The 12,293-nt window shown below is 66.8% G+C and carries 13 protein-coding genes and 1 tRNA gene; 7 read left to right on the top strand and 7 right to left on the bottom strand.

Translation table 11 applies throughout. The features are described from left to right. Positions 1–182: 182 nt before the first annotated feature. From C8258_RS24500 to C8258_RS24480, 5 genes are all read left to right on the top strand, one after another. Complete coding sequence (locus C8258_RS24500) at positions 183–1,721, top strand: arylsulfatase (RefSeq protein WP_106957183.1); 1,539 nt, start codon at positions 183–185, stop codon at positions 1,719–1,721. Between the two features lie 2 nt (positions 1,722–1,723). Next, positions 1,724–2,662 carry an HAD family phosphatase gene (locus C8258_RS24495; RefSeq protein ID WP_106957182.1) on the top strand — a complete coding sequence of 313 codons (939 nt, stop codon included), beginning with the start codon at positions 1,724–1,726 and terminating at the stop codon, positions 2,660–2,662. Positions 2,663–2,683: 21 nt separating this feature from the next. Beyond that, entirely contained in the window at positions 2,684–3,604 is a 921-nt protein-coding gene (locus tag C8258_RS24490; protein WP_106957181.1) for a formylglycine-generating enzyme family protein, read from the top strand. A 21-nt stretch (positions 3,605–3,625) separates the two neighbouring features. Continuing rightward, complete coding sequence (locus C8258_RS24485) at positions 3,626–4,231, top strand: alpha/beta family hydrolase (RefSeq protein ID WP_106957206.1); 606 nt, start codon at positions 3,626–3,628, stop codon at positions 4,229–4,231. A gap of 124 nt (positions 4,232–4,355) precedes the next feature. Then, positions 4,356–4,802, top strand: a complete 447-nt coding sequence (locus C8258_RS24480; RefSeq protein ID WP_106957180.1) for a hypothetical protein — start codon at positions 4,356–4,358, stop codon at positions 4,800–4,802. Positions 4,803–4,819: 17 nt separating this feature from the next. Here C8258_RS24480 and C8258_RS24475 read toward each other — a convergent pair whose 3' ends face one another. The 4 genes from C8258_RS24475 to C8258_RS24460 form a co-directional block, all read right to left on the bottom strand. After that, positions 4,820–5,521 carry a class I SAM-dependent methyltransferase gene (locus C8258_RS24475; protein WP_106957179.1) on the bottom strand — a complete coding sequence of 234 codons (702 nt, stop codon included), beginning with the start codon at positions 5,519–5,521 and terminating at the stop codon, positions 4,820–4,822. Between the two features lie 75 nt (positions 5,522–5,596). Beyond that, complete coding sequence (locus C8258_RS24470) at positions 5,597–6,703, bottom strand: DUF4185 domain-containing protein (protein WP_106957178.1); 1,107 nt, start codon at positions 6,701–6,703, stop codon at positions 5,597–5,599. 150 nt (positions 6,704–6,853) lie between these two features. Further along, positions 6,854–7,597 (bottom strand): crotonase/enoyl-CoA hydratase family protein, encoded by a 744-nt coding sequence (locus tag C8258_RS24465; RefSeq protein ID WP_036506751.1) that lies wholly within the window; start codon positions 7,595–7,597, stop codon positions 6,854–6,856. Positions 7,598–7,633: 36 nt separating this feature from the next. Continuing rightward, positions 7,634–8,419 carry an alpha/beta fold hydrolase gene (locus C8258_RS24460; RefSeq protein ID WP_106957177.1) on the bottom strand — a complete coding sequence of 262 codons (786 nt, stop codon included), beginning with the start codon at positions 8,417–8,419 and terminating at the stop codon, positions 7,634–7,636. A 248-nt stretch (positions 8,420–8,667) separates the two neighbouring features. Between C8258_RS24460 and C8258_RS24455 the strand changes: the two genes are divergently transcribed. Further along, on the top strand, positions 8,668–9,000 hold the full coding sequence (locus C8258_RS24455) for a hypothetical protein (RefSeq protein WP_106957176.1): 333 nt from the start codon (positions 8,668–8,670) through the stop codon (positions 8,998–9,000). A 73-nt stretch (positions 9,001–9,073) separates the two neighbouring features. Continuing rightward, complete coding sequence (locus C8258_RS24450; protein WP_106957175.1) at positions 9,074–9,853, top strand: enoyl-CoA hydratase-related protein; 780 nt, start codon at positions 9,074–9,076, stop codon at positions 9,851–9,853. A gap of 58 nt (positions 9,854–9,911) precedes the next feature. On the opposite strand, the gene C8258_RS24445 is transcribed toward C8258_RS24450, so the two are convergent. The 3 genes from C8258_RS24445 to C8258_RS24435 all read right to left on the bottom strand — a co-directional run bounded on the left by C8258_RS24445 (position 9,912) and on the right by C8258_RS24435 (position 12,101). Next, positions 9,912–10,211 carry a hypothetical protein gene (locus tag C8258_RS24445; RefSeq protein ID WP_036506738.1) on the bottom strand — a complete coding sequence of 100 codons (300 nt, stop codon included), beginning with the start codon at positions 10,209–10,211 and terminating at the stop codon, positions 9,912–9,914. 388 nt (positions 10,212–10,599) lie between these two features. Next, positions 10,600–10,670: transfer RNA gene (locus tag C8258_RS24440), tRNA-Gly, on the bottom strand. Between the two features lie 147 nt (positions 10,671–10,817). After that, positions 10,818–12,101, bottom strand: a complete 1,284-nt coding sequence (locus C8258_RS24435) for a cytochrome P450 (RefSeq protein ID WP_106957174.1) — start codon at positions 12,099–12,101, stop codon at positions 10,818–10,820. Positions 12,102–12,293 lie beyond the last annotated feature (192 nt).

The raw sequence follows: 12,293 nt of genomic DNA, 5'->3' as shown, positions 1-12,293 counted from the left end.
CGGGTAACTTACACCGTATATTACCGATGAGTAATGGGCTTGGAAAGCGCTGACCGGGCGATGTGACGAGATGAACACCCGGGCCCCGGCTCACCGCAATCACCCGCCGCGGGTGAGGTGCCCGCGGGCAGGCGCGGGCAGGGTTTCGGCAGGGTAGTTCACCTGCGCCGAAGGAGGCCGCTGTGCCGGATTCGAAGCCGAACATCCTGGTGATCTGGGGCGACGACATCGGGATCACCAATCTCAGCTGCTACAGCGACGGTCTGATGGGCTATCGCACGCCCAACATCGACCGGCTCGCCGAGGAGGGCATGCGGTTCACCGACTCCTACGGCGAACAGAGCTGTACGGCCGGGCGGGCCTCCTTCATCACCGGGCAGAGTGTCTACCGCACCGGCATGAGCAAGGTCGGGATGCCGGGCGCCGGCATCGGTCTGTCCCCGGACGACCCGACCATCGCCGAACTGCTGAAACCGCTCGGCTACGCGACCGGGCAGTTCGGCAAGAACCACCTCGGCGACCTCAACGAGTTCCTGCCGACGGTCCGCGGCTTCGACGAATTCTTCGGCAACCTCTACCACCTGAACGCGGAGGAGGAACCCGAACTGCCGGACTATCCGCACAAGGACACCTATCCGCGGCTCTACGACCTGCAACGCCCGCGCGGGGTGCTGCACTCGTGGGCGACCGACGCGGACGACCCCACCGAGGATCCGCGCTTCGGGCGCGTCGGCAAACAGCGCATCGAGGACACCGGCCCGCTGACCAAGAAGCGGATGGAGACGATCGACGACGATGTAGCCGAGGCCTGCGTCGATTTCCTCACGCGCCAGCAGCGGGCGGGCACGCCGTTCTTCGTCTGGCTGAACTTCACCCATATGCATCTGCGCACCCATACCAAGCCGGAAAGCGTTGGGCAGGCGGGTCTTTGGCAGTCGCCATACCACGACACGATGATCGACCACGACCGCAACGTGGGCAGGGTGCTCGATGCCCTCGACGAGCTGGGCCTGGCCGACAACACCATCGTCGTCTACAGCACCGACAACGGTCCGCATGCCAACTCCTGGCCGGACGGCGCGACCACCCCGTTCCGTAGCGAGAAGGACACCAACTGGGAGGGCGCGTTCCGCGTGCCTCAGGTGATCCGCTGGCCCGGCCACATCGCCGCGCGGTCGATATCCAACGACATCGTGCAGCATCACGATTGGCTTCCGACGCTGCTGGCCGCAGCTGGCGAAGCCGACATCGTCGACAAGCTGAAACAGGGACATTCGGTGGGGGACAAGACTTTCAAGGTCCACATCGACGGCTACAATCTGTTGCCCTACCTCACCGGCGCCGCCGAGCACAGCCCACGGCGCGGCATGGTCTATTTCTCCGACGACTGCGATGTACTCGGAATCCGTTTCGAGAATTGGAAGATCGTGTTCATGGAGCAGCGCAAGGAAGGCACGCTCGGAATCTGGGCCGAACCGTTCACGCCGCTGCGGGTGCCGAAGTTGTTCAACCTGCGCACCGATCCGTTCGAGCGGGCCGATGTCACCTCCAACACCTATTGGGACTGGTTCATCGACCACGACTACATCGCCTTTTACGGGACGGCCATCTGCACGGCGTTCCTGGAGACGTTCAAGGAATTCCCGCCGCGACAGGAACCGGCGTCGTTCACGATCGATCACGCCGTCGCCAAACTGCACGACTTCCTCGCCCGGGACTGACGATGGCGGTGTCGCTGGAGTCCTGGAACGACGGGGAAACCACCTCCGCCATAGTCGATTTCGTCGCTCGCGTCACCGATCGCGACGGAATCGGATATGTCGAACCGTCCGCCCGGATCGCGGTATTCGACAACGACGGCACCCTGTGGTGTGAGAAACCGATGCCGATCCAGCTCGATTTCACCATCCGGCGACTGGCCGAAATGGCGGAGCGGGAACCGGAATTGCGCACGCAACAGCCGTGGCGGGCGGCCTACGAGCAGGACCTGCAGTGGCTCGGTGCGGCGATGGTCAAGCACTATCACGGTGACGACGACGATCTGAAGTTGTTGATGGGCGCGGTGACTCGCGCCTTCGGTGAGATCACCGTCGAGGACTACGACGCACGGGTGGCGGCATTCTTCGCCGACGCCGCCCACCCGACTCTCGGCCGCCCGTACCACGGCTGTGGTTTCGCGCCGATGGTCGAATTGCTGTGGTATCTGCGCGACAACGGATTCACCACCTACATCGCCTCCGGCGGCGACCGGGATTTCATGCGCCCGGTCGCGGGTGATCTCTACGGGGTGCCACCGGAACGAGTGATCGGCAGTGCGCTCGGGCTGACCTATCGCGAACAGGAAGGCCGCAGCGACCTGCTCTACAAATCCGCGATGGACTTCTTCGACGACGGACCGGAGAAACCGATCCGAATCTGGAGCCGGATCGGCCGCCGGCCCATTCTGTCGGTCGGCAATTCCAACGGCGATCTGCCCATGCTGTCGTTCTCCGAACTCGCGGGCGCGCCGTCGCTGCGCATGCTCATCCTGCACGACGACGCCGATCGCGAATTCGACTACGTCGCCGGCGCCGAGGATGCCCTCGCGCACGCGCGTCGCACCGACTGGACGGTGGTCAGCATGAAGAATGACTGGGCGCAGATCTTCACACCCGATTCGTAGGAACGGCCCGTGACTGTGAATATGTCGATCGCCACCGACGTACGGCAGATACCCGCACAGACCTTCACCATGGGTTCCGACCGTCACTATCCGGAGGAGCGGCCCGCCCACCGGGTGGCCGTGGACGCCTTCGCCATCGAGACTCGGCAGGTCACCAACGCCCGGTACGAACGGTTCGTCGCCGAAACCGGATACCGCACCGTCGCCGAACGTCCGCTCGATCCCGCCGACTTCCCGGGGGCGCCGGTCGGGAACCTGCAACCCGGCTCGATGGTGTTCACCGGGACCTCCGGCCCGGTCGACCTACGGCATCTGAACCTGTGGTGGCGCTGGACGCCCGGCGCCTCGTGGCGGCATCCCGAGGGGCCCGGGTCGTCGATCGCCGACCGGCCCGACCACCCGGTGGTCCATATCGCGCACGAGGACGCGGCCGCCTACGCGATATGGCAGGGGCGGGCGCTGCCGACCGAGGCGCAGTGGGAAGCCGCGGCCCGCGGCGGTGTGGACGGCGCCGAATTCACCTGGGGTGAGGAGGGCGAAGCGGGCGATGTGCGACTGGCCAACTATTGGCACGGCGCATTCCCGTGGCGCCCGGACCCCGGTTACGGTCGCACCGCTGCCGTCGGTTCGTATCCGCCCAACCCCTATGGCCTGTTCGATATGGCCGGCAACGTGTGGGAATGGACCGACGACTGGTACGCCGAACGCCATCCGGGCGGCGGCGGATGTTGCGTTCCGCGCAATCCGCGCGGTGGGGACCAGGAACGGAGTTTCGATCCGCGCCAGCCGCAGTTCCGGGTGCCGCGCAAGGTGATCAAGGGCGGTTCGTTCCTCTGCGCCGACAGCTACTGCCGCCGGTACCGGCCCGCGGCACGACGCCCGCAGATGATCGACACCGGCATGAGCCATATCGGCTTCCGGTGCGTGGTCGCGGCGAGCTGAACGGCGCTTACCGTGGACCACGTGCGCATCGAGACGACTGCGGGGGATGCCGAGGTGGAGATCGAGCGGGGTACCGGCGATCGTTTTCTGCTGCTGCTCACCCACGGTTCCGGCGGCGGGGTGGAGGCCGGGGATCTGCTGGCCGTCCGCGATCGCGCGGTGGCGCTGGGCGGGGTGGTCGCGCGGGTGGTCCAGCCGTATCGCGTCGCCGGCCGGCGGGCGCCGGGATCGGCGACCGTGCAGGACGCGGCCTGGCTCGAGATCGTCGCCGCCCTGCGGGACCGGGTACCCGGCGTACCGCTGATCCAGGGTGGTCGCAGCAACGGCGCCCGGGTCGCCTGCCGGACGGCGGTGGAAGCCGACGCGAAAGGCGTACTGGCCCTGTCTTTCCCACTGCACCCGCCCGGCAAGCCGGAGAAGACGCGGCGTGACGAACTGGTGGCAGCGTCCGCGCACGTCGATGTGGTGGTGATCAACGGCGAGCGCGATCCCTTCGGCATTCCGGATCCCTCCGATGCCGCCGAGGTGAAAGTCGTTCCTCGCCAGCCGCATTCCTTCCGCGCCGGATTCGATCTGATCGCGCAGACGGTGGAACCGTGGCTGCGCCGGTGGGCAACGCTGGATTGAGCGGAGCCGAAAATCTCTGCGGACCACGAAATCTCAGGTCCCAGCTCCGGGAATACCCCGATGTCTTGCCGGGATCGGGGAGGTAATTTCGACTGCGGTCGGGATTTCGAGAGGAGAGTGATCCATGATCGCAGGCCCGATTCGTGCCGCTCGCCGTCCCGTGGCCGGTGTCGCACTGGCTGTCCTCGCCGCGACCGGTATCGCCGTCGCCGGGGCGGGGGCGGCCGAGGCGAGCGTTCCGTGTGGCGCGGCCCCGCCGTGCACTGCCGACGGCTTCGGCTCCGACGGGTTCAACGCCCAGGGTGTCGACCGGTTCGGCCGCGATCGCTCGGGCTTCGACCGATCCGGATACGACTCGTTCGGCCGCGACCGCTCGGGCTTCGACCGGTTCGGCCGCGACCGCTCCGGCTACGACTCGTTCGGCTACGACCGGTTCGGTTACGACCGTAACGGCTATGACCGGTACGGATACGACCAATTCGGCCGGGACCGATTCGATCACCCCCGGGCGGATCCGCCCGCACAGTCCCACGGACCGGCGCCGCTACCCACCGGCAGCGCCGGACTGTGAGGCGTCGCCACCCCGGATCACGCGTCCGGGGTGGCCGTCGCTTGCTCCTCCAGATCGGGCACGGTCGCGGTGGCGACCACGAGGGCGTCGATGGCGTCGCGCCCCTCGGTCTCGCGGATCATCCGCTGCGCGGTGTCGACCCGGATATGTTCTGCCGCAGCGAGATCCGCCACCACATCGTCGGGAGTGAACAGGATCGCCGGATCCTGCGGTCCGCCGTAACCGTCGGCGATATTGGTGGTGTCGTGGCCGAGAACGAGAAGGGTGCCACCCGGGCTCAGCCGCTCGGCCGCCGAGAGCAGCAGGGTGCGCCGCTGTTCGGCCGGCAGGTGGATGTAGACGGCGAGAATCAGTTCGAACGGGCCGTCGATCCCGGCTCCGGCCAGATCGGTGACGTCCGCGCATTCCCAGTCGATCCGGCTGCGCACCGACCGCGACAGCCGCGAGGCGACCGTGCGCCCCTTGTCGATGCCGACCTGGGAGAAATCGACCGCCCGCACCTGCCAGCCGTGCGTGGCCAGCCACAGCGCGTGCCGCCCCTCGCCGCACGCCAGATCCAGGGCACGCGGCAATTCCGGTGGCTCTTCCCCGGGCGCGTCGGGCACCAGGTGGACGCGGCGCTCCAATCCGAAGATGTGCTCGACGACCGTCGCGTTCGGCGGTGCGCCCCACACCAACTCGCTCTGCGCATAGCGCTCGTCCCACTCGGCGGCGTCCATGGGGCGAGTCTAGCCAGCGACAGCGCGACGCCCGGCCGAGCGGAACCCGGCCGGGCGTGGGCTGTTCGAGGCGAACTACAGCGTCGTGCGCATCAGGACGACGTTGTACTGGCTGTGCACCGTGGTGAGGAAATACAGCTCCCGCCCGGTCTGGTACGGGAAGATCGAGGGGGCGTACGCGGTCGGCAATTCGCGCGTATCGATCAGCACCTCGGGTGGACTCCACGGCCCCTCCGGGGAAGACGCCCGGCTCATCACCACCGAATTCCACGGATCGGTGGTCAGCATGACGAATTGCCCGAGGTAGTCGTTCCACATCACCGACATCTCGGCTACCCCGCCGGTGATCGGGCGGGCGGCGTTCACATCGTTCTTGCGCCAGGCGCCGCCGTCCCAGTACTCGTATTCGGCGAGATTCTGGATGTCGTTCTCCCGTACGCGCGCGACGTAGGCGAAGTGATTGCGGCCCGAGGGCGTGCCGTATTCGTACACCCAGCCGCCGCTCTTCACGAAGGCGTTCATCTGGAAGTTGGCATTGCCGCCCTCGTTGGGCCGGCGGGTGAAATCGAGGTCGGCCCAGGTTTCCCCGTTGTCGGCGGAAGCCGCCAGGCCCGAGTAGTTGGTGGTCCACTGGCCGACGTCGTCCCAGCTCTTCACTGACATCAGGCTCATGTACTGCACCCCGTTCACCGAGATACCCGCGGTCGGGATGCGGCTGATCTCGATGAACGGAATCTTGGGGCTGGGAATGAGATCCCGCGCCTGGCCGAACACGTCGCGCACGGCGCTGTCGAAATAGATGCCGCCCGAGGGGTCCTGGGTGTGACTGCGCACCAGGATATTGCTGCGCCACGCCCAGAAACTGCCCGCCAGCAGATTCGGCAGCCCCACGCCGGCGGTATCGCCGAAGGCGGTGAGCATCTCGCCGCGGCCGTTGTCCCACATGATTCCCAGGTCGGTGCCGAGGACGTTGTAGTTCTCGGTGGCGTTCGGGCTGGCCATTCCGGTGACCTGGAATATCGCTCGCGAACGGCCGACCAGGTTCGGTAATCCGGTGGTGCCGTTGAGAACAGGAATCGGATTGATGGCATTGGGGTTGGCGGCCGCGGGCGCGGTCACGGTCAGAAGTACGGCCGAGGCGCCCGCTATCGCGGACAGCAGGACGGATACGGTCTTGGACAAATGCAGCCCTTCCCGTTCTCGCCGATGCGCCCCCGTTCACCGGCTTCGCTGGCAAAGTGTGAAAATGCTAACAGCGAATCGCAGGTAAATGGGTTTCCCGCTCGCACTTTCGGGTAATTCCCGTGTCGGCGGTGTGTCCCTTTGTCGGATCTACCGACGGCCGAGCGCCTGCCGGACCAGAAGTGGTATCTGGGTCGCCCGTTCGATTCCGAGGGTGCGGCGGGTGCCCGCATGCCAGGTGCGCTCGAACAATTGTTTGGCGGCGGCGACGGCGGGTGCCGGGCGCGCCGCGATGCGATCGGCCAATTTCTCGGCATCGGCGCGCGGATCCTCGCTGACCTCGGTGATCAATCCGATGCGGGCGGCATAGGCGGCGTCGACGGGGTCGGCGGTCATGGTCAGCAGCAGCGCCTTGTCCACGCCGATCAGGCGCGACAACGTGACCGCGCCCGACATATCCGGGATCAGGCCGTGGGCGACTTCCATCACGGCGAAATCGGAATCCGGTGTGGCGAAACGGATATCGGCGGCCAACGCCAATTGCAGTCCACCGCCGAAACAATGGCCGTGCACCGCCGCGATCACCGGCTGCGGCAGTCGCCGCCACGCCCAGCACGCCTCCTGAAAGGCATTGGTGCCCAGCCACGGTAGCGGCAGGAAATTGCGCACGATACTCAGCGGGTCGCCGGTCGCCTTCGCGATATCCAGACCACTGGAGAAACTGGGCCCGTTGCCGGCGAGGATGACGGAGCGAATCTCGTCGCGTTTTCCGATCACCCGCGCCACCCGCACGAGATCGTTCAACATGTCGATGGTGAGCCCGTTGTGTTTGTCGGGCCGGTCGAGTTCGACGTAGGCACGATCACCGTCGAAGGTCAGGGATACGTCGCTCATCGCTCACTCCGTGCTGATCGGGTCGGCCTCCCGTGGTTACCCGTGGGTAGGCATCTGCTCGAGGATTATCTTCGCGCAACCGGCCGGGTCGTCGTAGAACGGGGTGTGGCCGCTGCCCGGCAGGGTGACGTGCCGGGCCTGGGGAAGCCACTGCCGCGCCCGCCGGCTCTGCGTCCGATAGGTGAGCAGAATGTCGCGGTTGCCCCAGGCGATCGTGACCGGAACGCGGGCGAGGCGCCCACCGTCGCGCAGCCGCGCGTGATCGAAAGAGGCCAGGGCCGAACGGAATCCGGGGGCGCCGAGGACGCCGTCCACGGTCGCCACCGCGGTCCGGGTGTCCAGCGCCCACGGCCGGCCGAACACGATGCTCAGGAAGGCGGTCCGCCCGGCCGGCGTGCCGAGGATGGCCGGCAGTTGCTTGCGCAGCCCCCGGCCCAGGGTGGCCGCGCGGGCGAGCGCCTGCTGACACCAGATGCGCCCGGCGTCGGACCAGAAGCCGATCGGTGAATACGCCGTCACCGAACTTGCCACCCCGCGGGCCCCGAGGTTCAGCGCGATCAGGCCGCCCATGGAGTTGCCGGCGAGGTGGGGACGTTCCAGGCCCTGTTCGGTGAGGAATGCGTGCAGGGCGTCGGTGAGGGTGTCGACCGTGGTGTGCGGTAGCGGGTCGGACCCGCCGAAACCGGGAAGGTCGACCGCGATCACGTCGAAATGGGCCGCCAGCGTGTCGATGACCGGTTCCCACACCTGCCAGCGACTGCCGACGCCGTGGATCAGGACCAGTGGTTCACCGGTGCCGACCCGGTGATGGTTCAACATCATTCGAAACTCCCGCACCGAGACTCGGACGCCGACGAGGAACGGGGACACCCTAGCAATCATTGACGTAATGCCAACAGAGGTCGCGGCCCCGCGGACGACGGATCCGTGCGCGCCGCCGTTGTGAAGGCTCCGTGTTCGCGACACTCGGACTGTTGTCCGGCCGCGTGATGCGGCAGTATCACCTGCGCGGTTCGTGTCCGGTCCGCCGGAGCGCGCCATAGCTGATACGCCTGAGAATTGAGGAACAGTTGAGGATTTCGCTGATCGCCGCCGTCTGCATCGCCCTGCCGCTGCTGGGTGCGTGCGGCTCCGACAAGGATTCGGAGCCGACCGTCACCCAGGCCGACCTGTCGAAATCCCTGCAGTCCAGCGGCCTCAAGGATGCGAAACTCGCCGATTGCGCCGCCAAACTCTATGTGGACGAAGGCATTTCGCAGGACGGCCTGCGCAAGATGACCAAGCCCGGCAGCACTGCCCAGGTGGCCGACGGTTCGATGGGCGGCCTGAGCAAGGAGGACTCCGACAAGGCGCGCGCGGCGACCCAGAAGATCGCGACCACCTGCGTCGGGGCGCCGCAGTAGCACCGCGCGACGATCACCGATCGCTCGACGAGTTCGCCCGCCCGAACGCCTCCGGACCGATCTACCGTGGGGTATGGCCACAGCGGAGTACCAGCACCTGCTCGTCGAGCGCAACGGTGAGACCGTTCGCATCACGATGAATCGGCCGGACCGGCGCAATGCGCTCTCGGCCGAGCATCTGAGGGAGTTGTTGTCGGCATTTCGCTGGGCGGGCGGCAGTGATGCCAGCGGGATCGTTCTGGCCGCGAACGGTCCCATCTTCTCCGCCGGGCACGATTTCGCCGATGTCGCCGCCCGTGATCTGCTCGGCGTCCGCGATCTGCTGACCCTGTGCACCGAGGTCATGTCGACCGTCGAATCCGTGCCCCAGGTCGTGGTCGCGCGTGTGCACGGCCTGGCCACCGCCGCCGGATGCCAGCTGGTGGCCTCCTGCGATCTCGCCGTGGCCGCCGAATCGGCCGGCTTCGCTCTCCCGGGCGGTAAGGGCGGCTGGTTCTGCCACACTCCGGCCGTTCCCGTGGCCCGGGCGATCGGCCGCAAACGCCTGATGGAACTCGCCCTCACCGGCGATCCGATCGATGCCCGCACCGCCGCCGACTGGGGACTGATCAATCGCGCCGTTCCCGATGCCGATCTCGATCGAGCGGTCACCGACCTGCTCACCAGGGCCACCCGGGGTAGCCGGGCGAGTAAGGCGCTGGGCAAGCGGACGCTGTACGCCCAGCTCGACCGCCCCGAGGACGACGCCTACGCGATCGCGCTCGAGGTCATGGCCGCCGCGTCCCAGCTGCCCGGTGCGCGCGAGGGTATGGATGCCTTTCTGAACAAGCGCACGCCGATCTGGCCGGACTAGGCCGGCCGTCGGCGGGAGGGCGCCGATTCGGCCGAAATCGAGCCGAATCGGCGTCGGTCTAGTGTCCCGCGGTGTTCGGGTCCTGCTGGGCGAGCACGAAGGTGCCCTGCCCGTCCGGACCCAGTCCGGTGTCGAGAATCTTGTCGTCCAGGAAGTCGACGACGTGCTCGTCGAGGAAGACCCGCGGGCCTTCCGCATTGAGCACCTGATCCTGGTCCGACGGCCCCGCGGCTACTGCGAGCTGCAGGGTCTCGGCCCCGTCGTTGGTGGAGATGCGCAGTCCGGCATCGTCGGGCATCCCGTCCGCGGAGGTGATGGTGCGAACGGCCTCGATGGCAGTGGGCGTGAGCATGAGCATCTGTCCGGTTTCCTTCCGCCGTCGTCACAGGTCACGGTCGGTGCTGTACATCCGTGCCGCGGACCGGCCCTCCGACCCGGCCGCTCGACGTCCACGGCACCCAGCACCTCGGGAGGGGTAGCCACGAATCGCCCCGCCTAACCTTTCGGCCGGAATCAGCGCCGTACGCGGGGCTCGGGCGTTTCGGTCGCCGCGGTTGCAGGGATCTCGCCGTGCGGCGGATCGAGGTGACGTTCGGCATCGACCTCGGCGCCGGCTGATGAAGACTCCGGCCGAAGACATCGGCTGTCGGTAGCTCACCGGCAGCCGAAGTGAAAGAGAGACAAGGGAATTCGACCGGATGGACGTATCGCGTAACCGATGGGCGCTGTCGCCGGGAAGAAGAGAGAGCCGGTGACGGGAATCGAACCCGCACTCTCAGCTTGGGAAGCTGATGTTCTACCACTAAACTACACCGGCCGGTGCGTGAGGCACTGCAGAGAAGATAGCAGAGGCCCTCCCCCGGGTCACAACTTCCCACCTAGAACGGTCCTGGCCCCGACGGGGCGAGTTGCCACCCGGCCAGGCGACCGTCACGGCGGTCGCCCGGGCCGGGCGATGCGGTTGCTACATCACGGGCAGCGGCGGCGATTTCGGGAAGACGACCGGCAACGAGGTCAGTGCCCGGTGGAACGGACCGGGCCGCCATTCCAGTTGTGCGGCCGGGACGGCCAACTGGATCTCCGGCAGCGCGTCGAAGAGCTGGTCGATGGCGTTCTGGACCGTCAGATAGGCCACCGATTTGGCGGGGCAGGCGTGCGGTCCGGTGCTCCAGGCCAGATGCGAACGGTTGCCGATACTGCTCGCCGCTTCGCCGCGGATCTTCGGATCGTTGTTGCATGCCGCGAGGCTGATCAGGACCGGCTGGTTGGCGGGCAGCCACACGCCGTCGATCATGATCGGCTGCCGGGGATAGGTGGTGCAGAAGTTGGCCATCGGCGGGTCGTTGAACAGGATTTCGTCGAGGGCGTCGGTGGTGGACAGGTTGCGGCCGAGGATGTCGCCGAACCGGAATCGCTCATCGGTGAGGATGAGCATCAGCGCATTGTTGATGAGGTTGCGCTGGGCCTCGAAGCCGGCGCCGTAGAAGGACATCAGCTGGGCGAACACCTCGATATCGTTGAGGCCGTTCGGATGATGGGCCAGCTGTGAGGTGACGTCGTCGCCGGGCTGCTCGCGCCGGTACGCGATGAGTTCCATGAGCGCTTCCTTGAGCATGTCCATACCCTGTTGACCCCTGACGGTGTCGAACCGGGCGGCCATGCCGTTGGCGACTCGGGTCCCGATGTCGGCGGGGCAGCCGACCATCCGGTTGAGGACCTCGAGGACGAGCGGGAACGAGTACTGCATGACGAGATCGGCGGATCCCTGCTCACAGAAGGAGTTGACCAGCGGAACGGCAACCCTTTCCACGATCGCGGGCACGCTGTGGAGGTCGATGTGGTCGATCGCGGCGACCGACGGAGCGCGGTAGCGGGCATGGGGCGCACCGGTGTTGTACCGGGCCGCCGGATACCACTCCATCATCGGGCGCACGGGTGAATCCTGCGGAATGGTTTTCTGCCAGGTGCGCGGATCGGAGGGAAAGTGGTCCGGGTCGTTGAGGATGCGAACCGCGACGGCGTAGTCGATGACCAGGGTGGCAGGCACACCGGGGGCGAGCTCGACGGGAACGAGGGAGGGGTACTGCCCTCGCATCTCGCGATAGGCGGCGTGGGGATCGGCGACGAATTCGGTTGTGTACATCGGGAATCGGTCGTCGTCGGCATCGAAGGGCGAGCCGTGCTGGACGGGGCATATTCCGGTCGCCGTGGTGTAGGGCTCGGGGAGGGGTGACTGTGGTGTGGTCAAAGACGGGACTCCAGACGGATGGAACAGAAATTCGACGAGAGCTCGGCGGGTGCGGCACGTGTCGCACTCACATGGGCGGTGCGAGGAAGACTGTATGCCGGACCGTCTCGACGCCCACAGATCTGCAGACTTCGATGACCTGTCGTGCGGTGCCTGGCGGTTCGCCCACGCAAGCAACATAGCAGCGACGCG

Source organism: Nocardia sp. MDA0666 (assembly GCF_003023875.1).
In the GTDB taxonomy this organism is placed as follows: domain Bacteria; phylum Actinomycetota; class Actinomycetes; order Mycobacteriales; family Mycobacteriaceae; genus Nocardia; species Nocardia aobensis.
The sequence above is the reverse complement of the archived record's forward strand: the minus strand, read 5'-3'. Positions and strand labels throughout refer to the sequence as shown.